The organism is Burkholderia sp. 22313 (genome assembly GCF_052045245.1).
GTDB lineage: Bacteria > Pseudomonadota > Gammaproteobacteria > Burkholderiales > Burkholderiaceae > Burkholderia.
This window is the reverse complement of sequence record NZ_JBQEON010000004.1, coordinates 53,809-74,532: the sequence shown is the minus strand read 5'-3', so window position 1 is coordinate 74,532 and position 20,724 is coordinate 53,809. Positions and strand designations below refer to the sequence as shown.

Here is a 20,724-nt window from a genome sequence, read left to right as displayed (position 1 = left end):
GGCGCTCAGTGCCGGTCGACCCACTTGAGCGCGAACAGGCCGAGCGCGAGATAGATGAGGCCCGGCGTTGCCGCGGTCAGCGGCGCGGGCCACGTGTTCAGCGTGCCGATATGCGAGAACAGCGTGTTGAGCAGCTGGAAGCTCATGCCGAGCATGATGCCGCCGAACACCTTCACGCCAACCACGCCGGCGCGCGTGTGCAGATACGCGAACGGCAGCGACAGCACGAGCATCACGAACACCGCGAACGGGTAGAGCAGCTTGCGCCACAGCGCGATGTCGTAGCGCTGCGTGTCCTGCTGGTTCTCGCGCAAGTGCTGGATGTAGCGGAACAGGTTGATGATCGACATGCGTTCCGGCGACACGAGCAGCACCGACAGGATCTGCGGCGTCAGGTCCGAGCGCAGCCGGTATTCGGGCAGCGTCACCTGCTGCGACCGGTACACGGGGTTCAGCGCGTCGGCCGGCTCGCCGCTGATCGGCTTGATCGGCGTCAGCTCGGTTTCGGTGACGCCCGTGAGCAGCCAGTGGCCGGGCGGCTCGTAGCGGCCCGTCTGCGCGATCCGCACGTTCTGCAGCTGGAATTTCGAGTCGAACTCGTAGATGCGCACGTTGCTGATCGTCGAATCGGGCGACAGGCTGCCGACGTTGACGAAGCGCGTGACCTGCTCGCCGTTCTCGCGGGCCGCGAGCGTGTCCTTCACCCACACGCCGGACTGGAAGTTCGACGACACCGATGCGCCGAGCGCCTGCAGCCGCACGCGTTCGGACAGCTGGTCGGCGTACGGGCCGACGAATTCGCCGATCAGGTAGGTGATGATCACGAGCGGAATGCCGATCTTCAGCAGCGAGCGCAGCGCCTGGTTGGTCGCGAGGCCTGATACGCGGAAGATCGTGAATTCCGAGTTCGCGGCCATCTGCGCGAACACGTAGATCGCGCTGATCAGCGCGGCGACCGGGATGATCTCGTAGAAGCGCGACGGCGTTTGCAGCGCGACGCGCAGCACCGCGTAGCCGAACTTGTAGTTGCCGTGCCCGACCGAGTTCAGTTCGCTGATCAGGTCGAAGAAGAAGAACAGGCCCGAGAACGCGAACAGGATGAAGACGAACGTGACGTAGATCTGCCGCGCGAAGTATTTTTCATAGAGCCGCATCGATCATGCTCCCGAGCGGCCGAACAGCGCGCGTGTCAACAACGGACGATTGCGCACGCGCAACCAGAAGATGAACGCGACGATCACCGCGACCACCAGGTGCAGGCCGACGAGACCGACGCCGAACGACATCTTGCCCTGCTCGATCTGCGCCTGCACGACGTTCAGCAGGTTCGAGTACGTGAGGTAGATCAGCACGGCCATCACGAGGTTGATCGTGCGGCTGCGGCGCGGGTTCTGGTACGACAGCGGGATGCCGAGCACCAGCAGGTTGATCGCGATCAGCGGTAGCCCCGCGCGCCACGCGAATTCCGCGAGGTTGTCGCGCGTCGGGTTGCGCAGCAGATCCAGCGTCGGCGTGCTGTTGGTGGTCGGCACGTTGGCGACCGGCGTGCTCGTGATCTTCACGCCGTAGCGCTGGAACTCCATGATCTTGAAGTTCGGCTGGCCGGGCGTGCCGTCGTAGCGGCGGCCGTCTTCCAGCACGACGAAGCGGTCGCCGTCCTTCGTTTCCGTATGGCCCGTGTGCGATACGACGACGTTGACCTTGCCGTTCTCCGTCGACGTGACGAAGACGTTCTGCACCTTGCTCTGGTCCGGCGACATCTTCTCGATGAAGAACACGCGATGGTTCGTCGCCGATTCGCGGAACTGGCCCGGCGCGAGCAGCGAGATCTCGTCGCGCTGCTGGAAGCGCGCCTTGATCATCTTGCTCTGCTGGTTCGACCACGGCCAGCCGACGAACGCGAAGAACGCGATCAGCAGGACGATCGGCGTGGCGAACACGCCGATCGGCTTGATCAGGCGCGTGAGGCTCACGCCGGACGCGAGCCAGACCACCATTTCGGAGTCCCGGTACCACCGGGTCAGCACGAACAGGATGGACACGAACAGCGTAACGACGAGCATCACGGCGAGATAGCCGATCACGGTCAGGCCGATCAGCACGAGCACGTCCCGCGGATCGATTTCGCCGGACGCGGCATAGCCGACGATGCGGATCATCATCGTCGTCAGCATGATCGTGAGCAGCACCATGAACACGGCGCCAGCCGTATACGCAAGCTCGCGCTGGAGGGAGCGTTCGAAGATCATTCTTGATGAGAAGAGGGCGGGAGGCCGCGCACGCGTGGTGGAGCGCTCGCGCCGCCACGGGAAAAATAGCGGATAATTGCGGCTTTCATCCTTAGCCAAGATTTTATCCGAGGACAAGCGCGATGGACTTTAGCATAAAAGGCTGTGATTGGAGCAAAGGCGAGACCAAGGGGTTCCTGACCGGGAAGTCCGATTGCATCGTGCTCGGCATCTTCGAGGCGCAAACCCTGTCAGGCGCGGCGCTCGACATCGACACGGCTACCAAGGGGCTGATCGCGCGCGTGGTGAAGGCGGGCGACATGGATGGCAAGCGCGGCAAGACGCTGTTCCTGCACGAAGTGTCGGGCATCGGCGCATCGCGCGTGCTGCTCGTCGGCCTCGGCAAGCAGGATGCTTTCAACCAGAAAGCCTATAACGACGCAGTGACGGCCGCGTGGCGCGCACTGCTGGCGACCAAGGTCGTGCAGGTCACGTTCGCGCTCGCGCAACTGCCGGTCGACGAGCGTGGCTCCGACTGGGGCGTGCGTGCGGCGATCCTCGCGCTGCGCAACGAGACCTACCGCTTCACGCAGATGAAGAGCAAGCCGGAACCGGCGTCGCACACGCTCAAGCGCGTCGTGTTCAGCGTCGATCCGTCGGACGAGAAGGCCGCGAAGCTGGCGATCAAGCAGGCCGTCGCGCTGGCGAACGGGATGGATCTCACGCGCGACCTGGGCAACCTGCCGGGCAACGTGTGCACGCCGACCTACCTCGGCAACACCGCGAAGAAGATCGCGAAGGATTGGGGTCTGAAGGCCGAGGTGCTCGGCCTGAAGCAGATCCAGGCGCTCAAGATGGGCTCGTTCCTGTCGGTCGCGCGCGCGTCGGTCGAGCCGCCGCAATTCATCGTGCTGCACTACCAGGGCGGCGCCGCGAAGGCCGCGCCGGTCGTGCTGGTCGGCAAGGGCATCACGTTCGATACGGGCGGCATCTCGCTGAAGCCGGGCGAGGCCATGGACGAGATGAAGTACGACATGTGCGGCGCCGGTTCCGTGCTCGGCACGATGCGTGCAGTCGCCGAAATGGGCCTGAAGATCAACGTCGTCGCGATCGTGCCGACCTGCGAGAACATGCCGGGCGGCAACGCGACGAAGCCGGGCGACATCGTCACCAGCATGAAGGGGCTGACGATCGAAGTGCTGAACACCGACGCCGAGGGCCGCCTGATCCTGTGCGACGCGCTGACCTACGCGGAGCGCTTCAAGCCGGCCGCGGTGATCGACGTGGCGACGCTGACGGGCGCGTGCGTGATCGCGCTCGGCGGCCACAACAGCGGCCTGTTCTCGAAGGACGATGCGCTCGCGGGCGAACTGCTCGACGCATCGCGCGAAGCGAACGATCCGGCGTGGCGCATGCCGCTCGACGATGAGTACCAGGATCAGCTGAAGTCGAACTTCGCCGACATCGCGAACATCGGCGGGCGCCCGGCCGGTGCCGTGACGGCAGCGTGCTTCCTGTCGCGCTTTACGGAAAGCTATCCGTGGGCGCACCTGGACATCGCCGGTACGGCCTGGAAGGGCGGTGCCGCGAAGGGCGCGACCGGTCGTCCGGTGCCGCTGCTCGCGCAGTTCCTGATCGACCGCGCCGGCCAGTGATGGCGAGTTTCACGACGATGCAGGTACGCGGGCAATGACGCGAATCGATTTCCATTCGAACGTCGGCGATTCGCTCGCGTATGCATGCCGGCTGCTGCGCAAGGCCTACCAGGCCGGGCAGCCGGTCGTCGTGCTCGCGGAGCCCGAGCGCCTGCGCGCGCTCGACGAGCGGCTCTGGACGTTTTCGCCGCTCGATTTCATTCCGCACTGCGGCGTCGACAGCGCGCACGCGGCCGGCACGCCGATCGTGCTGACCGCCGATGTCGACCAGGCGCCGCATCACCATGTGCTGCTGAACCTCGGCGCGGCCGTGCCCGCGCAGTTCGCCCGTTTCGAGCGCCTGCTCGAAGTGGTCGGCAACGCGCCGGACGAACTGGCCGCGGGCCGCGACCGCTATCGCTTCTACCGCGATCGCGGATACGCGCTGAACAATTACAAGCAGGGCAGCTAGCCGAAACCGTCGACGGAGCGTTCCCGTGACACAACCCGAATCCCCTTCGATCCCGACGCTGACCGACGTGTTGGTGCCAGGCAAGCCGGTGCCGGCGCATGCGGCCGTGGCCGATGTGCCGCCGCGCGACGACAGCGCCGTTCCGGTGCTGACGGACGTGGTCGCGCCGGGTCATCCTGCCACGGCGTCCGCCGCCTCGGCCTACGCGGGAACCGACCCCGAATCCGTCGTGATCGAGCCGGTGCCGACACCGGACGTCCCGGCCGTGTCGCTGCCGGGCGACAGCGACGCGCCGGCGGAACCCGGTGCGGCCGGGCACGTCGTCGCCGAGGAATCGGCGGCGGCACGGGCGCCGCTGGCGTCAGCGCTGGCCGCCGACGACGCGCAGCAGCACGGCCATGCCGGGGCGCCGCACGATCCGGCCGGATACGTGGATGAAGCGTCGGCGCTGGCGGTCGCGTCCGTCGCGGACGGGCTGGTGACCGCTCACCTTGCCGGCGCAGTGCAGCCGGCCGCGCCTGCGGGCGCCGCGCTGACGCCGGAGGACGCACAGCATATCGCCGAGCGTCTGCGTCATCGGCTCACGAATTATCTGACCGGGGACGGACGCGACGCCATCGAGGCCCGCTGCCGCGACGCGCTGCACGAGCACTCGGCCTGGCTGGTCGGCCAGATCACGCGCGAAGTCGCGCTGGCGCTCGAAACGGAAGTGATGGAGTGGGTTCGCGAGGCGGTCGACGAAGAGATCGCCCGTCGCCGGACCGGTCATTCCGGCTGAATGCACGGTCGTCGCGGCATGGGCGCCGCGGCGGGCTCCGGTCGCGCTAGATCAGATCCGAGGGGCGGTTGCGGTTCGCTTGAGTGCCGACTGACGCCCGCTCGAGGCCCTGCGCCGCGCGTCGCACGCGATGGCGGTCGATCGGGAGTGGGCACACGGCGCNCCGGCTCGCCCGGTTTTTCAACGTAGCGACAGCACCCACTGCGCGAGCGTGTGCGCTTCGGCGCTCGTCAGCTGCGTATTGGCGGGCATCGGCACGCCGCCCCACACCCCGACACTGCCCTTCACGATCGATTGCGCAAGGTAATCGACGGCGTCGGCGCGTGCCGCGTACTTGCCGGCGATGTCGTGGAGCGACGGGCCCATCAGCGGCTTGCTCACCGCATGGCAGGCCATGCAGTTCTTGCGTTGCGCGAGCGCGAGCCCGTCGCCGGCCTGGTCGGCGTGCGCCGCCGCCGCGCTGCCGGCCAGCAGCGCGACGAGCAGCGCGTGCAATATCGTCTGTTTCATGCGGTTCTCCGCCGGCGGGGACGGCCGGCATCACGGTCCGCGCATTATAAAAGCAAAGGGAAGGCACGTTTTGCGCGTTTCCCCGGCGGTCGTTTTAAGTGGGGTCGCATGTCATGCGCGCCGCATCAGCCGGTGACGGCGCCCTGGTTCGCCGGGCGGGCGAGGGCCGCGTATTTGGCGAGCACGCCGCGCGTGTAACGTGGCGCGGGCTGCTTCCACCCGGCGCGCCGGCGCGCGAGCTCCGCGTCGTCGACGTTCAACTGCAGCACCAGCCGGTGCGCATCGATCGTGATCGAGTCGCCTTCCTGCACCAGCGCGATCGTGCCGCCGACGAACGCTTCGGGCGCGACGTGGCCGACCACCATGCCCCAGGTGCCGCCCGAGAAGCGGCCGTCCGTGATGAAGCCGACCGACTCGCCGAGCCCCTTGCCGATGATCGCCGACGTCGGTGCGAGCATTTCCGGCATGCCGGGGCCGCCCTGCGGCCCGAGATAGCGCAGCACCAGCACGTCGCCCGCACGGATCCGGTCGCCGAGGATCGCGTCCATCGCGCTTTGCTCGTCGTCGAACACGCGCGCCGGGCCGGTGATCACCGGGTTTTTCAGGCCGGTGATCTTCGCGACCGCGCCGTCTTCCGCAAGGTTGCCCTTCAGGATCGCGAGATGGCCTTCCTTGTACAGCGCGCGATCGATCGGGAAGATCACCTTCTGGTCCGCGCGCGGCACGCCCGGCACGTCCTTCAGTTCGTCGGCGATGGTGCGGCCGGTGATCGTCATGCAGTTGCCGTGCAGCAGCCCCGCATCGAGCAGGATCCGCAGCACCTGCGGAATACCGCCAGCCTGGTGCAGGTCGGTCGCGACGTACCGGCCCGACGGCTTCAGGTCGCAGATCACCGGCACGCGCTTGCGGATGCGCTCGAAGTCGTCGATCGTCCAGTCGATCTCGGCCGCGTGCGCGATCGCCAGATAGTGCAGCACCGCGTTGGTCGAACCGCCGGTCGCCATGATCAGCGATACCGCGTTCTCGATCGATTCCTTCGTGATGATGTCGCGCGGCTTCAGGTCGCGCTTCACGGCCTCGACCAGCACGCGCGCCGATTCAGCGGCCGAATCGACCTTTTCCTGATCGGGGTTCGCCATCGTCGACGAATACATCAGCGACATGCCGAGCGCCTCGAACGACGAACTCATCGTGTTCGCGGTGTACATCCCGCCGCACGAGCCCGACGTCGGGCACGCGTTCTGCTCGACTCCTTCGAAGTCCTCCTGCGACATGCGGCCCGCGGTGAACTCGCCGACCGCCTCGAACGCCGACACGATCGTCAGGTCGCGGCCCTTCCAGTGACCGGGGCGGATCGTGCCGCCATAGACGTAGATGCCCGGCACGTTCAGGCGCGCGAGCGCGATCATCCCGCCGGGCATGTTCTTGTCGCAGCCGCCGACCACCACCACGCCGTCCATCCACTGACCCTGGACGCAGGTCTCGATGCAGTCGGCGATCACCTCGCGCGACACGAGCGAGTACTTCATCCCCTCGGTGCCCATCGACATGCCGTCGGAGATCGTCGGCGTGCCGAAGATCTGCGGGTTCGCGTCGGCCGCCTTCACGGCCGCGACCGCTGCGTCGGACAGGCGCTGCAGCCCCGAATTGCACGGCGTGATCGTCGAGTGGCCGTTCGCGATGCCGATCATCGGCTTGTCGAAATCGTCCTTCTGGTAGCCGAGGGCGTAATACATCGAGCGGTTCGGCGAACGGGCCACGCCTTGCGTGATGTGCTTCGAGCGACGGTTGTACGACATGGGGGACTCCATCGTTGTGTTGGCGACGTCCGCGAACGGCGTGCCGGTTCGGATCAATCAAGAATGGAGTGTCCGGTTTGGGATGTCCAATATATTATTCATCGCTTATTAAGTCGTTTTGCGAATGAGTAACGCATGGCTGAGCCGACACCCGACCTGCGCCAGTGGCGCTATTTCGTGACCGTTGCCGACGAGCGCCATTTCGGCCGCGCGGCCGAACGGCTGTCGATGACGCAGCCGCCGCTATCGCAGGCGATCCGCGCGCTGGAGGACACGCTCGGTGTCGCGCTGTTCATGCGCACCAAGCGCTCGGTCGCGCTGACGGCGGTCGGCGCGGCGCTGCTGCCCGACGTGCGCCGGCTGCTCGCGTCGGCCGATGCGCTGCCGCCGCTCGCGCGGCGTCTCGCGCGTGGCGAGGCCGGCTCGCTGTCGCTCGCATTCGTGTCGACGGCCGATTACGGACTGCTGCCGTCGCTGCTGCGCGCGTTCGGCGCGCGCTATCCCCAGGTGCGTCTGCAACTCGCGGAAGCGACGAGCGACGTGCAGATCGACGAGCTGGTCGCGGGCCGCATCGACGCGGGGCTCGTGATTCCGCCGGTGCCGCCGCGCCACGCGGCCGGGCTGTCGTACCTGCCGGTCGTGCGCGAGCCGCTGGTGGTCGCGATGCCGGCGGCCGCGGCACCGGACGCCCCGGAAGACGAACCCGTCCATCTGGCCGACCTGGCCGCGCTGCCGCTTGTGATCTTTCCGCGTCGTTTGGCGCCCGGCTTTTATGACATCATTACGGGCTGCTACGGCGCGGCGGGGGAAACCCCGCGCATCGGCCAGGAGGCGATCCAGATGCAGACGATCGTCAGCCTCGTGTCGGCCGGCATGGGTGTCGCACTGGTGCCGCAGTCGCTGCGTAACCTGCGGCGCACCGGCGTGGTCTACCGGCCGCTCGCCGGCGACGCGCCGGTGGTCGAGACGGGCCTCGTGTGGCGCACGGGCGACGTCAGCCCCGTGCTCGCCGGCTTCATCGACGTCGTGCGCACGCACGGTTTGGCCGCGTGATGCGAACGATGGCGCGCCGGCGCCGTCCAATGCGCGGTGCGGCGCCGTGCGAGCGCCGTACCGCATTCGAAACCTTCATCGCTAACCCATGATCATTCACCCGAATTTCGACCCCGTAGCGATCCATCTCGGGCCGCTGGCCGTGCGCTGGTACGGCCTCATGTATCTCGTCGGCTTCATCGCGGCGATCGTCGTCGGCCGGACCCGCCTGAAGCTGCCGCATGTCGCGGCGCAAGGCTGGACCGCGAAGGACATCGACGACATGATGTTCTACGGCGTGCTCGGCACCGTGCTCGGCGGCCGGCTCGGCTACGTGCTGTTCTACAAGGCCGACTTCTATTTCTCGCACCCGCTCGACGTCTTCAAGGTATGGGAAGGCGGGATGTCGTTCCACGGCGGCTTCCTCGGCGTGACGCTCGCGATGGTGCTGTTCGCGTGGCAGCGCAAGCGTCACTGGCTGCAGGTCACCGATTTCGTCGCGCCGATGGTGCCGACGGGGCTCGCGGCCGGGCGGCTCGGCAACTTCATCAACGGCGAGCTGTGGGGTCGCGTGACCGATCCGCATTCGCCGTGGGCGATGCTGTTCCCGGGCGCGATGCGCGACGACGCGGCATGGCTGCCGCAGCATCCGGCGCTCGTCGAGAAGTGGCATCTGGCCGACGTGTTCATGCAGTATCAGATGCTGCCGCGCCATCCTTCGCAGCTCTACGAAATCGCACTCGAAGGCATTGCGCTGTTCTTCGTGTTGTTCCTGTTCGCGCGCAAGCCGCGGCCGATGGGCGCCGTGTCCGCGCTGTTCCTGATCGGCTACGGGCTCGCGCGCTTCACGGTCGAATTCGCACGCGAACCGGACGACTTCCTCGGCCTGCTCGCACTCGGCTTGTCGATGGGGCAATGGCTGTCGCTGCCGATGATCCTCGCGGGCATCGCACTGATGGTGTGGGCGTACCGCCGCCGTGCGGCAAATGCGGTTGCGTAATGCGTGACGCGCAATGCGTGGTGTGATGCGTGTACGTGATGCGCGATGCGATGCCGATGCGCACGATCGGCGTGCGTGTCGATCACAGCATCGCTGAATCGCAAATGAAAAACGCCGGCCCGAAGGCCGGCGTTTTCGCATCGGGCGAGCGTAGCGCGATGCGCGTTACTTCATCTGCACCGAACCGTTGACGGTGACCGACACGGTCGTCTTGCCGCCCTCGACCGAGATCGGCGCGCTCATCTTTGCGCTGTCCATCGGCGCCGCGGCCATCGCCATCATGCGCGGGTACGGCTGCACGTTGCGGCCGCCGCCGACGTTCACGTCGCGAATCGAGTAGCTGCCGTAGCCGAAGGCCTTCGCGGCTTCGTCCGCGCGTGCGCGGAACGACTTGATCGCTTCGGTCGTGAGCTTCTGCTCGGCCGCGCGCTGCGCTTCGGGCGACAGCGAGAACTCGACGTTCGCGACCTGCATCTGGTTCGACAACTGGCCGGCGAGCTTTGACGCCGCCGCGAAATCGCGCGATTCGAGCACGACTTCGGTACGGCCGCGCCATGCGGAGATCCTGCCGTCGCGATCGGTGCTCGGGTACACGGAGAACGCACCGGTGCGCGCGGTGACGCCCGACACGCCCTTCGCCTGCGCGAGTGCCGCGTCGGCGCGCTGGTTCAGCGCGGACGTCAGGCTGCCCGGATCCTTCGCCTGCTGTTCGTAGAACAACGTGATGTGGATGATGTCTTGCGGCACGTCGGCGCTGGCCTGCGACGACAACGACAGCACACCCGCCGGCTCCGGAAAGTGCGGGTTCGCGGTCTGCGCGTGTACGGCCGGCGACGCGAGCGTCAGCGCGACGGGGACGGCGGCGGCGAGGGCGAGCGACAGCGCGAGTGCGGTTTTCCTGGTCATTGTTGGACTCCTTGTGCGAGGGCGCGCAGGCGGATCACGCGTGCGCGACGCGGGCGAACCGCGCGACGAAAAAACGGCCGCCGGCCCGATCGGGCGACAGCGGTTGCTTAGGCCGCGCGAACGCGCCGCGAGTTCCGTGACGGTGGCGCGGGTTGACCGGATTTGACCTTTGGCGTGCGTCGCCGCGCATGCCTACTTCATCAGCTTTTCGGTGATGAAGCGCCATTCGGCGCGCGTGACCGGCGTGATCGACAGCCGGTTGCCGCGCGCGAGCACGCGCATGTCGGCGAGTTCGTCGTGTTCGCGCAGCGCGGCGAGCGGCACGAGCGGCGACTTTTTCACGAAGCGCACGTCGACGAGCAGCCAGCGCGGTGCTTCCTGCGTCGACTTCGGATCGTAATACGGGCTGTCCGGATCGAACTGGGTCGGATCGGGGTAGGGCGTGGACGAGACTTCGGCGAGGCCCGCGATGCCCGGTTCAGGGCAGCTCGAGTGATAGAACAGCACGCCGTCGCCGATCTTCATCGTGTCGCGCATGAAATTGCGCGCCTGATAGTTGCGCACGCCGGTCCAGGGCAGCGAGTGCTGCGGCGCGTGCGAGAGATCGTCGATGCTTGCTTCGTCCGGTTCGGACTTCATCAGCCAGTATTGCATGGATCGTGATCGACGCAGAAAGAGGCTGCTACAAAAGGAAACGGCATCGGGACTCGCCCGATGCCGTTGGATAGGCCCCCGCCTTGGCCGCTAGGCCGGCATCCTGAACCTGGGGTTCAGAATTGGTCGCAGTTAGCAGCACATCGGGTACATCAGACAGAGTGACGCGCGCGCCCGTGCTACAAATTTCCGCAACCGTGCACATGGCATTGGTTCAAGGAATATATGACCTTGGCGAACCAGGCAGGGAAGCTGATTGAACTGTGTTTCGTTGCGCCAATTTGACCACCGTTGATCGCCGAGATCAAGGGGAATCGACGCATCGATCAAACGTTACTGCGTCTCGTGCTGTGCGAGCACCGCGCCGAGCTGTTCGTTCATCTGGTGCATTGTACGACGGATTTCTTCCGCCGGAAATGCTTCACCGTGCCGCACGCTCGTTTGCAGCCGCAGCAATTCCGAGGCGAGCGACAGCGCGGCCATCACCGCGATGCGATCGGTGCCGCGCACCGAGCTGTTCGCGCGGATCTTCGACATTTCGGCGTCGACGCGTGCGACGGCCTCGAGCAGCGCCGCTTCGGTTTCGGCCGAGCAGGCGAGCCGATACGGCTGACCGAGAATCGAGACTTCGATCTGCTTGGTGCTCATGCATGTTCTCCGTGGCTGGCCGCGTCATCGCTGCCCGTGCGCGCCTGCGCATCCAGCAGATCGAGCTGATTGTCGGCTTGCTCGGCGTTCTTCGTGCGCGGCAGCTTTTCGAGAATCGCGTTCAGTTTGACCTGGGCGTCGTCGATCTTTGCCGACAGCGTGTCGCGCTCGGCCGCGAGCGCATTGCGTTCGTCGCGCAGTTGCGCGAGTTCCGCGCGGACGGTGTCCGCTTCCGCGCGCATTTGCGCGACCTGCTCCTCGAGCGCGAGCCGTTCCGAGTGATAGCGCTTGTTCAGCGAAATCAGACGGCCAATATTTTGAGATAAGGTTTCGAGTTCGTTGAGCATCTGCTGCGTCCTCTAAAGACCCAGCATTTTAGCGCGGAATAACGCGCATTCCGACATCTGTAACGTTTCCAGTCGTAACACCCCGGCTTCATGCCGCGAATACGCGGGTCCGGCACGCCTTTCGCACGCGTTTTCGACGCTTTCTTGACGCTCGCGCGGCCCGCTCCTAAACTGGCGCCGCCTCGGTGCTCGCGCGTGCGTCGCGCGGTTAAACGGGAAGCAGGGCGCGTACTCCGCCCGGAGATCGCCAACCTGCGCTGCCCCCGCAACGGTAAGCGGCCGCGTCGCATGACGCAGGCCGGCTCGGGCGCGTTTCGCGTGCAGGTTCGCACGTGGGCGCGGGCCACTGCGCGCGACACGCGCGGGAAGGCGAGCCGGTATGCCGCCAGCCCGGATACCGGCCGAGGCGAGGAGCCCGCACGGGCTTCGTGACGCGCGGCCTGCGGGGAAGCGGGGCGCGCAGTGCTTCACGGGACTTGTCTTCGATGCTGACCCCAATCGTCCACGTGGCATCCGGCGCATGCCGTGGCTTGCCGTTTGCCGCGGTCGCGCGGACTGCGGTGCATGCCGATTCGTCCGGATCGATGGCGACGCACGTCGTCGTCACGCGAATCGACCCGATGCCGCACCTTCCACTATATTGCGCAGAACGCCGGCCGCGCGAAGGTGCGGCCCGACGGCGCGCGGCCGTCGCATGCCGGCATGACCGACGTGCGGCGCTACCGCCGCAACCACCCGTTCAACAAGGATGACGAGCTTGTCTATGCCTGCAATACGCCGCAGCGCGCCCGTATCGCGCGCGGCCGGCCACCGCGGTCAGCCGACGTGTCGCGTGTCATGCACGGCGCCGCGCGTCGCATGAGCGCCGCGCGTGCCGCCGCGATCTGGGCCGTGCTGGCGGCCGTGGTCGCGGTGCTGTTCGTCGCGTCGCTGTCGATCGGCAGCGTGCCGATGTCGCCGTGGCAGGCGCTTGGGTCGCTCGTGCCGCATGGCGGCGACGCGCTGTTCGCCGACATTGTGCGCACGCTGCGATTGCCGCGCGCGCTAGCAGGCTTCGCGTGCGGCGCGCTGCTCGCGCTGGCCGGCGCGCTGCTGCAGGTGCTGCTGCGCAATCCGCTCGCGGAGCCGTACGTGCTCGGCGTGTCCGGTGGCGCGGCGGGTTTCGCGCTCGTCGCGATGATCGCGGGCGCCGCGTGGTGGCTCGTCGATGCGTCCGCGTTCGCCGGCGCGCTCGTGTCGGTCGCGCTGGTGCTGGGGCTCGCGCGCCGCGAGCTGTGGCGCGGCGACTCGCGCGATGCGTCGCCGCGACTGCTGCTCACGGGCGTCGTGATCGCGGCCGGGTGGGGCGCGCTCGTCACGCTGCTGTTGTCGCTCGCGCCCGATGCGCGGCTGCGCGGCATCATCTTCTGGCTGACGGGCGACCTGAACGGCGTGACGGCGCCGTGGTTCGCATGGGGCGCGCTGCTGCTGGCCGCCTGTGTCGCGCTGCCGGCCGCGCCGCAACTGAACGTGCTGCTGCGCGGCGACGCGACCGCGCTCGCGCTCGGCGTGCCGGTCGCGCGACTGCGCGTGCGGATCTATCTCGTCGCGTCGCTGGCCGCCGCGGCGGCAGTGACGACGGCCGGCACGATCGGCTTCGTCGGCCTCGTCGTGCCGCACGCGCTGCGGCTCGCCTTCGGCAACGACCAGCGCATGCTGCTGCCGGCGGCAATGCTCGCGGGCGGCGGCGGCGTGATGGCGGCGGACCTGCTCGCGCGCACCGCGATCGCGCCCGCGCAATTGCCGGTCGGCGTGATGACCGCGTTGGCCGGCGTGCCGGTGTTCCTGTGGATGTTGCTGAGGAGACCGATGCGATGACGCACACCGCACCGCACACCGCCGGCGACATCGCCTATGCGGCAGTCGACCTGACACTGAAGGCCGGCGAGCGGACGTTGCTCGCCGGCTTCACGCAGGCGTTCCGGCCCGGCGAGATCTGGTGCGTCGCGGGGCCGAACGGCGCCGGCAAGACGACGCTGCTCGCGACGCTCGCAGGCCTGCAGCAGCCGGCCGGCGGCCAGGTCGCGATCGACGGCCGGCCGCTCGCTGCGTGGCCGCCCGAACAGCTCGCGCGGCGCCGCGCGCTGATGCCGCAGCAACTGCACGACGCCTTCAGTGCGACGGTATTCGACACGGTGCTGCTCAACCGCTTTCCGTATCTCGGCGGCTGGGGCTGGGAGCGCGACGGCGACCGCGCGGCCGCGCACGACGCGCTCGCGACGTTCGGGCTGACCGCGCTCGCGTCGCGCGACGTGCTGTCGCTGTCGGGCGGCGAGCGGCAGCGCGTCGCGCTGGCCGCGACGCTGTGCCAGGACGCGCCGCTGATGTTGCTCGACGAACCGCTCGCGCATCTCGACCTGCATCACCAGATCGACGGCCTGACCGCGTTGAATGCGTGGCTCGACGCGGGCCCGCGCACGGTGCTGTTCTCGTGCCACGACCTGAATCTCGCGCGGCGTTTCGCGACGCACGCGCTGTTGCTCGACGGCCGCGGTCACGCGTGGGCCGGCCCCGTGCACGACGTGCTGACGCCGGCGCGCGCGAGCGACGCGTTCGGCTATCCGCTCGTGCTGATCCGCGAGAACGGCCGCGACGCGCTGTTGCCCGCGTGGCCCGAGCGGCGATGATCTTCCTTCTTTCGACGCGCGGCACCGGCCGCGCCAACGAGGCAACCTTCCGATGACGAATTCGACCGCCCAGACCGCCGAGACCGCCCACACCGATTTCCCGCCCGCGATCGCGCCGCTCGACGACGTGCTGCGCAAGCGCCTGCAGCATGTGATCGATCACAAGACCAAGCCGCCCGGCAGTCTCGGCCAGCTCGAGGCGATCGCGCTGCAGATCGGCCTGATCCAGCGCACCGAGCGGCCGCAGGTGCAGCGCCCCGTGACGATCGTGTTCGCCGGCGACCACGGGATCGCGGCCGAGGGCGTGAGCCCGTATCCGCAGTCGGTCACCGCGCAGATGGTCGCGAACTTCCTGGCCGGCGGCGCGGCGATCAATGCGTTCTCGAGTGTCGCGCAGAGCGCGCTCGAGATCGTCGATGCGGGCGTCGCGTCGCCGCTGCCGGTGTCCGACCGGCTCGTGTCGCTGCCGGTCGCGCGCGGCACGCGCAACTTCGCGGCCGAACCCGCGATGACGCGCGACGACGCGCTGACGGCGCTCGCCGCCGGCGCGGCGCGCGTGCGCCTGCACGCATCGCTCGGCACGAACGTGATCGGCTTTGGTGAAATGGGGATCGCGAACACGTCGTCGGCCGCGTGCCTGATGAGCCGGCTGCTCGACGTGCCGATCGACGCGTGTGTCGGGCGCGGCACGGGCCTCGACGACCAGGGGCTCGCGCACAAGCGCGCGGTGCTCGGCCGTGCGCTCGTCCGGCATTCGCACGCGATCGCGCCGCTCGACGTGCTGGCGACGTTCGGCGGCTTCGAGATCGCGATGATGACGGGCGCGTATCTCGCGGCCGCGAGCGAGCGGATGACGATCCTCGTCGACGGCTTCATCGCGACGGCCGCGCTGCTCGTCGCCGAGCGCATCGCACCCGGCGTGCGCGACTACTGCGTGTTCTCGCACGCGTCGCACGAGGCCGGGCACCGGCGCATGCTCGAGCACTTCGGCGCGAAGCCGCTGCTCGCGCTCGACCTGCGGCTCGGCGAAGGCACGGGCGCCGCGCTCGCGCTGCCGCTGGTGCGCGCGGCGGCCGCGTTCCTCGCCGAGATGGCGAGCTTCGAATCCGCGGGCGTCGACAATCGTGACGCCTGAGCGCGCGCGCGGCGTGCGCGCCGAACTGCGCTACTTCTTCGTCGCGCTCGGCTATTTCACGCGCGTGCCGGTGCCGCGCGCGATCGGCTACGCGGCCGGCGATCTCGACCAGGCCGCGCGCTACTTCCCGCTGGTCGGCGCATGCGTCGGCGCGTGGGGCGCGCTCGTCTACCTGGCGGCGTTGCGCGTGCTGCCGGCGTCGATCGCGGTCGGACTGTCGATGGCCGCGACGCTGCTCGCGACCGGCGCGTTCCACGAGGATGGCCTGGCCGACAGCTGCGATGCGTTCGGCGGCGGCTACACGCGCGATGACGTGCTGCGCATCATGCACGACTCGCGCATCGGCACGTTCGGCGCGGTCGCGCTCGTGGTGACGCTCGGCCTCAAATGGCAGGCGCTCGCGGCCATGCCGCCGCTGCGCGCCGCGTGGACGATGATCGCCGCGCATGCGGCGAGCCGCGCGGCGGCCGTGAGCCTGCTGATGTCGCTCGACTACGTTCGGCCGGAAGGCAAGGCGAAACCGGTCGCGCAGCGCATGGGCGCACGCGCGGCCTGGGTCGCGGCCGGGTCCGGGCTGCCGTGGCTGTTCTGGCCGGACTGGCGCGCGGGCCTCGCGGCCCTGGTCGCGCTCGTGCTCGTGCGTGCATGGGCGGCCCGCTATTTCGTGAAGCGGATCGGCGGTTATACGGGAGACTGTCTCGGCTTCGCGCAGCAGTTGAGCGAACTCGCGATCTATCTGGTGGTGCTTGGATGGACGTCGTCCTGATTCGCCATCCGGCCGTCGAGGTCGAGCCGGGTGTCTGCTACGGGCGCAGCGACGTGCCGCTCGCCGCGTCGGCCGACCACGGCGCGCAGGCCGTGCGTGCGCATCTGGCCGCGCTCGGGGCGCCGTTGCCCGAACAGCTCTGGACCAGCCCGCTCACGCGCTGCGCGTCGGTCGCAGAACGGCTCGCGCTGGCGTTCGACGTGCCGCTGCGGCGCGACGCGCTCTGGCAGGAAATGGACTTCGGCGCGTGGGAGCTGCAGCGCTGGGACGATATCGACCGCGCCGCACTCGATGCGTGGGCGGCCGATCTGCTGCATGCATGTGCGCATGGCGGCGAGAGCGTCGCGCGGTTCGCCGAGCGTGTGGCGCGCGTGGTCGATGCCGTCGGGCAGGTCGACGCGCCGCAATGGGCGCTCACCCATGCCGGCGTGATTCGCGCGTTCGCATCGCATGCCTTGCGCGTGCCGCTCGATACGCTGCTGGCGCGACCGGTGCCGACGGGGGGTGTCGTCTGGTTGCGTACGGCGCCCGACACACGCACGTGGGACGTCGTCCACTGGGACGCCTAGGCGGATGTGCTCCGGCGTGCGATCGGCTCGCGATCGTGCATGCAGCACAGCCGCCGCACGGAAAACGTACCGCAACCCGGACTCAGCGCGCCGGCCGTCGCGACCGCGCGGCGTCGAGATCCTCGCATAGCGCAGCCGCGCCCTGCGCGATCCGCGGTGACGGCCGGGTCAGCAGATCGCCGTCGATCGCGAACAGGTTGTTGCGCGCCACCGCCGTCAGCGCGGGCCATGCACGCCAGCGCGCGAGGCTCGGCAGCGGCGCGTCCGAGCGTGTGGCACCGGCGCTCGTCGTTACGATCGCTTCCGGGTTCGCCGCGAGCACGGCCTCGTCGGTGACGGTCGGCGCGAGCGGTTTCAGCGCCGCGAACACGTTGCGGCCGCCGCACAGCGTAATGACGTCGTTGAGCAGATGCGCGCCGTTGAGCGTCGTCAGCGGCCGGTCCCAGACCTGGAAGAACATCGTGACGGGCGCACGTGTCGCGTAACGCGCGCGCAGCGCGGCGATGTCGCGCGTGTACGATGCCGCGGCCGCGTCGGCGGCCGGTTCCGTGCCGAGTAGCGTGCCGAGCCGGCGCAGCGACGTCGCCACGTCGTCGAGATGCTTCGGTTCGCTGAAGAACAGCGGAATGTGCAGCGCACGCAGCGCATCGGTTTGCCGCTCGGCATTGCCGTGCCGCCACACGACGATCAGGTCGGGCTTCAGCGCGGCGATCCGCTCGAGATCGAGCGCCTTGTTGTCGCCGACGCGCGGCACGGCCTGCGCGGCGGGCGGGTAGTCGCTGTACGTGACGGTGCCGACCAGCTTCGCGCCGCCGCCGGCCGCGTAGATCAGCTCGGTTGCGTGTGGCGCGAGACTGATCACGCGTTGCGCCGGTGCGGGCAGCGTGACGGTATTGCCGGCATCGTCGCGGGTCGTGACGTCCGCGTGGGCGAACGGCGCGTGCGCGAGCGCGACCAGCGTCGCGAGCGGGGGCAGCCGGCGAAGCCGGCAAGGCAGGCGAGCGGTCATGCGGATGCCCGTTGCAGCGTCGGCACGCACTGCGCGAGTGCGTCGGCGACGCGCTGCCACTCGGCTGGGTTGCCGGGCAGGCCGATACGCACGCTCGACGGTTGCGCGAAGTGCCGCGTCCAGATTCCGTGCGCGGCGAGTGCCGCATGCAGCGCGGCGGCGCGCGGGTCGCCGGTCCAGCTGAAGAGCGGGGTCGCGCGCACCGCGAAGCCGTGCATGCGCAGCAGTGCCGCGAGACGTTCGCCGTCGGCCGCGAGCCGCTCGCGTGCAGCGGCCTGCCAGGCGCGATCGGCGAACGCGGCGATGGTCGCGTGACGCGCGGGACCACTGACGGTCCACGCGCCGAGCCGGTCGCGCAACGCGGCGATCCGTTCGGGGTGAGCGAGCACGAAGCCCGCGCGAATCCCGGCAAGCCCGAAGAACTTGCCGACCGAGCGCAGCACGACGAGGCCAGGACGATCGGTGTGCCGCGCGAGCGATGGCGTGGCGCCCGTATCCGCGAAGGCCTCGTCGACGATCAGCGTGCCGCCGCGTGCGGACAGCTGCGCATGCCAGCCGAGCAGCCGCTCGGTCGGCACGAACTCGGCGGTCGGATTATTCGGATTCCCGACGATGACGTGACGCAGCGTCGCGGGCAGCACGTCCGTGACGATGTCGAGCGGCACGACGTGATGACCGTTACGCGCGAATGCAGGTGCGTACTCGCCATACGCGAGCGTCGCGACGCCGGCGTCGCCGGGCGGCAGCAGCGCGGGCAGTGCGCGGATCGCGGCCTGGCTGCCGGCAACCGGCAGCACGTGCGCGGCATCGGGCGCGTGGTAGTAGCCGGCCGCGCACGCGGCAAGCGCGTCGCCGTCGTCGGGCAGCCTGCGCCACGCGTCGGCGGGCACCGGCGGCACCGGATAGCCGACCGGATTGATGCCGGTCGACAGGTCGAGCCACGCGTCGTACGGAATGCCGTGGCGGCGGGCGGCTTCGTGCAGGTTGCCGCCGTGCGGGATGGGGGCGTCAGACATGATGGGTAGCGAGGGTGAGGGCGCCGCTCGCGACGAGCAGCGCGAGCCACAACGCGAGCGTGCGCGTGACGAGCGACAGCGCGGCGACGACGTGCACGGCCGTCGCGGGCGCGCCGGTGCCGAGCGCGGGACGGTCCTCGATTTCGCCGTGATAGACGGCCGGGCCGCCGAGCTGCACGTTCAGGCTGCCGGCGCCCGCGGCCATTACGGGGCCGGCGTTCGGGCTGTCCCAGTGGCGCGCCTGCGTGCGCCAGCAGCGCCACGCGGCGGCCGTATCGCCGAGCAGCGCGTAGCTCGCGGCGGTGCCGCGTGCGGGAATCCAGTTGAGTGCATCGTCGATGCGCGCGGCGGCCCAGCCGAAGGTCAGGAAGCGCGGCGTGCGGTAGCCCCACATCGCATCGAGCGTGTTCGCGAGCCGGAACAGCAGCGCACCGGGGCCGCCGGCGACGACGAACCAGAAGAGCGCGCCGAAGATCGCGTCGTTGCCGTTCTCGAGCGCCGATTCGACGGCCGCGCGCGACAGCGCGCCTTCGTCGGCTTCGCTCGTGTCGCGCGACACGATGCACGCGGTCAGCGCGCGCGCGGCGTCGAGATCGTGCCGCAGCAGCGCGGCGGCGATCGGGGCGACGTGGTCGGCGAGGCTTTTCGCGCCGAGCGCGAACCACAGCAGCGCGACGTGCAGGGCCGCCGCGAGCGGCCACGGCAGCACGGCGGTGAGCCACGCCGCGACGGCCACCGGCGGCACCACCGCCGCGGCCCATGCGATCACACCGATGACGCGCCCGCGCCGGCCCGTGTTCAGCGCGCCTTCGATGCGCGCGGCGAGCCGGCCGAACGCGACGAGCGGGTGCCAGCCGGCCGGTTCGCCGAGCACGCGATCGACGAGCGCGGCCGCGACCGCGAGCATCGCGACGACCGGCAGCGACAGCATCAGCATGACGGCGCTCCGGGCTTGAGCTCGAGCGGCAGGCCGGCCACCAGCAGCGTCACGCGGTTCGCGAGCGCGGCGACACGCTGGTTCAGGCGTCCGAGCTCGTCGACGTAGCGGCGCGTGACCGATCCGAGCGGCACGACGCCGAGCCCGATTTCGTTGCTGACGACGATCACCTTCGCGCGCGCGCCGCGCAGTGCATGCTCGAGCCGCTCGACCAGCGCCGCGTACTGCGCGTCGTCGAGCGGTTCGCCGTCGAGCGGGCACAGCAGGTTCGTGAGCCACAGCGTCAGGCAATCGACGAGCAGGCACGCGTGCGGGTCGTCGAGCCGAGCGAGCGTGCCGGGGAGGTCGACGGGCGCGTCGGCGAAGCCCCAGTCGGCCGGCCGGCGCGCGCGGTGATGCGCGATGCGCTGCTGGAATTCGGCATCGGCGACGGTCGGCGTCGCGGTCGCGATATAGGTGACGGAGCGGCCGCTGCCGGCGGCGAGCCGCTCGGCATGCGCGCTCTTGCCCGAGCGCGCGCCGCCGAGGACGAAGGTGAGGTCGTGCGGAATCATCGCGTGATTGTAACGGCGCGCGCGCGGCGGCGCGGGCGATAATGCGGCCTTTGCTTCGCCACGA

At 69.1% G+C, this 20,724-nt stretch carries 22 protein-coding genes, 1 other RNA gene and 1 riboswitch; of the genes, 10 read left to right on the top strand and 13 right to left on the bottom strand.

All coding sequences use genetic code 11. The features are described 5' to 3' along the window. Window positions 1–5 precede the first annotated feature (5 nt). Window positions 6–1,154 carry an LPS export ABC transporter permease LptG gene (lptG, locus tag ACTJKF_RS05160; protein ID WP_440622494.1) on the bottom strand — a complete coding sequence of 383 codons (1,149 nt, stop codon included), beginning with the start codon at window positions 1,152–1,154 and terminating at the stop codon, window positions 6–8. Between the two features lie 3 nt (window positions 1,155–1,157). Continuing rightward, window positions 1,158–2,249, bottom strand: coding sequence for an LPS export ABC transporter permease LptF (lptF, locus tag ACTJKF_RS05155; RefSeq protein WP_440622493.1), 1,092 nt, complete (start codon window positions 2,247–2,249; stop codon window positions 1,158–1,160). A 122-nt stretch (window positions 2,250–2,371) separates the two neighbouring features. On the opposite strand from lptF, the gene ACTJKF_RS05150 reads away from it, so the two are divergent. From ACTJKF_RS05150 to ACTJKF_RS05140, 3 genes are read left to right on the top strand one after another with little or no spacing between them, the layout of a single operon-like run. After that, window positions 2,372–3,883, top strand: coding sequence for a leucyl aminopeptidase (locus tag ACTJKF_RS05150; protein ID WP_440622492.1), 1,512 nt, complete (start codon window positions 2,372–2,374; stop codon window positions 3,881–3,883). Between the two features lie 34 nt (window positions 3,884–3,917). Continuing rightward, entirely contained in the window at window positions 3,918–4,334 is a 417-nt protein-coding gene (locus tag ACTJKF_RS05145; RefSeq protein WP_440622491.1) for a DNA polymerase III subunit chi, read from the top strand. Between the two features lie 25 nt (window positions 4,335–4,359). Then, complete coding sequence (locus ACTJKF_RS05140) at window positions 4,360–5,112, top strand: DUF2486 family protein (protein ID WP_440622490.1); 753 nt, start codon at window positions 4,360–4,362, stop codon at window positions 5,110–5,112. A gap of 180 nt (window positions 5,113–5,292) precedes the next feature. Here ACTJKF_RS05140 and ACTJKF_RS05135 read toward each other — a convergent pair whose 3' ends face one another. Further along, window positions 5,293–5,622, bottom strand: a complete 330-nt coding sequence (locus ACTJKF_RS05135; protein ID WP_440622489.1) for a c-type cytochrome — start codon at window positions 5,620–5,622, stop codon at window positions 5,293–5,295. Window positions 5,623–5,747: 125 nt separating this feature from the next. Then, the gene (gene ilvD / locus ACTJKF_RS05130) at window positions 5,748–7,421 is read right to left on the bottom strand and encodes a dihydroxy-acid dehydratase (RefSeq protein WP_440622488.1); all 1,674 of its coding nucleotides are present in this window, start codon (window positions 7,419–7,421) and stop codon (window positions 5,748–5,750) included. A gap of 135 nt (window positions 7,422–7,556) precedes the next feature. On the opposite strand from ilvD, the gene ACTJKF_RS05125 reads away from it, so the two are divergent. Both ACTJKF_RS05125 and lgt read left to right on the top strand, forming a co-directional pair. After that, the gene (locus ACTJKF_RS05125; protein ID WP_440622487.1) at window positions 7,557–8,474 is read left to right on the top strand and encodes a LysR substrate-binding domain-containing protein; all 918 of its coding nucleotides are present in this window, start codon (window positions 7,557–7,559) and stop codon (window positions 8,472–8,474) included. Window positions 8,475–8,562: 88 nt separating this feature from the next. Next, window positions 8,563–9,453: a prolipoprotein diacylglyceryl transferase gene (gene lgt, locus ACTJKF_RS05120; protein ID WP_440622486.1), complete on the top strand. Its 891-nt coding sequence runs from the start codon at window positions 8,563–8,565 to the stop codon at window positions 9,451–9,453. A 165-nt stretch (window positions 9,454–9,618) separates the two neighbouring features. On the opposite strand, the gene ACTJKF_RS05115 is transcribed toward lgt, so the two are convergent. The 5 genes from ACTJKF_RS05115 to ACTJKF_RS05095 form a co-directional block, all read right to left on the bottom strand. Next, entirely contained in the window at window positions 9,619–10,359 is a 741-nt protein-coding gene (locus tag ACTJKF_RS05115; protein WP_440622485.1) for an SIMPL domain-containing protein, read from the bottom strand. 192 nt (window positions 10,360–10,551) lie between these two features. Next, window positions 10,552–11,013: an EVE domain-containing protein gene (locus tag ACTJKF_RS05110; RefSeq protein WP_440622484.1), complete on the bottom strand. Its 462-nt coding sequence runs from the start codon at window positions 11,011–11,013 to the stop codon at window positions 10,552–10,554. A gap of 71 nt (window positions 11,014–11,084) precedes the next feature. Then, a non-coding RNA gene (ssrS, locus tag ACTJKF_RS05105) (6S RNA) lies at window positions 11,085–11,266 on the bottom strand. Window positions 11,267–11,346: 80 nt separating this feature from the next. After that, a complete protein-coding gene (locus ACTJKF_RS05100; protein ID WP_011885730.1) occupies window positions 11,347–11,661 on the bottom strand; it encodes a cell division protein ZapA in 315 nt (104 codons plus the stop codon). Continuing rightward, a complete protein-coding gene (locus ACTJKF_RS05095) occupies window positions 11,658–12,008 on the bottom strand; it encodes an ATPase (RefSeq protein ID WP_440622483.1) in 351 nt (116 codons plus the stop codon). The genes ACTJKF_RS05100 and ACTJKF_RS05095 overlap by 4 nt, the downstream gene beginning before the upstream one ends. A 166-nt stretch (window positions 12,009–12,174) precedes the next feature. Further along, window positions 12,175–12,428, top strand: a riboswitch (cobalamin riboswitch). Window positions 12,429–12,866: 438 nt separating this feature from the next. Here ACTJKF_RS05095 and ACTJKF_RS05090 point away from each other — a divergent pair. Genes ACTJKF_RS05090 through cobC form a run of 5 tightly spaced genes read left to right on the top strand, consistent with a single transcriptional unit; the run spans window position 12,867 to window position 17,144 of the window. Next, on the top strand, window positions 12,867–13,865 hold the full coding sequence (locus ACTJKF_RS05090) for a FecCD family ABC transporter permease (RefSeq protein ID WP_440622637.1): 999 nt from the start codon (window positions 12,867–12,869) through the stop codon (window positions 13,863–13,865). Beyond that, on the top strand, window positions 13,862–14,674 hold the full coding sequence (locus ACTJKF_RS05085; protein ID WP_440622482.1) for an ABC transporter ATP-binding protein: 813 nt from the start codon (window positions 13,862–13,864) through the stop codon (window positions 14,672–14,674). The genes ACTJKF_RS05090 and ACTJKF_RS05085 overlap by 4 nt, the downstream gene beginning before the upstream one ends. 52 nt (window positions 14,675–14,726) lie before the next feature. Continuing rightward, window positions 14,727–15,809 (top strand): nicotinate-nucleotide--dimethylbenzimidazole phosphoribosyltransferase, encoded by a 1,083-nt coding sequence (gene cobT, locus ACTJKF_RS05080; RefSeq protein WP_440622481.1) that lies wholly within the window; start codon window positions 14,727–14,729, stop codon window positions 15,807–15,809. Then, the gene (locus ACTJKF_RS05075) at window positions 15,799–16,575 is read left to right on the top strand and encodes an adenosylcobinamide-GDP ribazoletransferase (protein ID WP_440622479.1); all 777 of its coding nucleotides are present in this window, start codon (window positions 15,799–15,801) and stop codon (window positions 16,573–16,575) included. Before cobT ends, ACTJKF_RS05075 begins: the two co-directional genes overlap by 11 nt. Then, window positions 16,560–17,144, top strand: a complete 585-nt coding sequence (cobC, locus tag ACTJKF_RS05070; protein WP_440622478.1) for an alpha-ribazole phosphatase — start codon at window positions 16,560–16,562, stop codon at window positions 17,142–17,144. The genes ACTJKF_RS05075 and cobC overlap by 16 nt, the downstream gene beginning before the upstream one ends. An 82-nt stretch (window positions 17,145–17,226) precedes the next feature. Here cobC and ACTJKF_RS05065 read toward each other — a convergent pair whose 3' ends face one another. From ACTJKF_RS05065 to cobU, 4 genes are read right to left on the bottom strand one after another with little or no spacing between them, the layout of a single operon-like run. Continuing rightward, complete coding sequence (locus ACTJKF_RS05065) at window positions 17,227–18,153, bottom strand: cobalamin-binding protein (protein WP_440622477.1); 927 nt, start codon at window positions 18,151–18,153, stop codon at window positions 17,227–17,229. Beyond that, window positions 18,150–19,169: a threonine-phosphate decarboxylase CobD gene (gene cobD / locus ACTJKF_RS05060; protein WP_440622476.1), complete on the bottom strand. Its 1,020-nt coding sequence runs from the start codon at window positions 19,167–19,169 to the stop codon at window positions 18,150–18,152. Before cobD ends, ACTJKF_RS05065 begins: the two co-directional genes overlap by 4 nt. Beyond that, window positions 19,162–20,106, bottom strand: coding sequence for an adenosylcobinamide-phosphate synthase CbiB (cbiB, locus tag ACTJKF_RS05055; protein WP_440622475.1), 945 nt, complete (start codon window positions 20,104–20,106; stop codon window positions 19,162–19,164). The genes cobD and cbiB overlap by 8 nt, the downstream gene beginning before the upstream one ends. Beyond that, window positions 20,100–20,660 carry a bifunctional adenosylcobinamide kinase/adenosylcobinamide-phosphate guanylyltransferase gene (cobU, locus tag ACTJKF_RS05050; protein ID WP_440622474.1) on the bottom strand — a complete coding sequence of 187 codons (561 nt, stop codon included), beginning with the start codon at window positions 20,658–20,660 and terminating at the stop codon, window positions 20,100–20,102. The genes cbiB and cobU overlap by 7 nt, the downstream gene beginning before the upstream one ends. Between the last annotated feature and the right edge of the window lie 64 nt (window positions 20,661–20,724).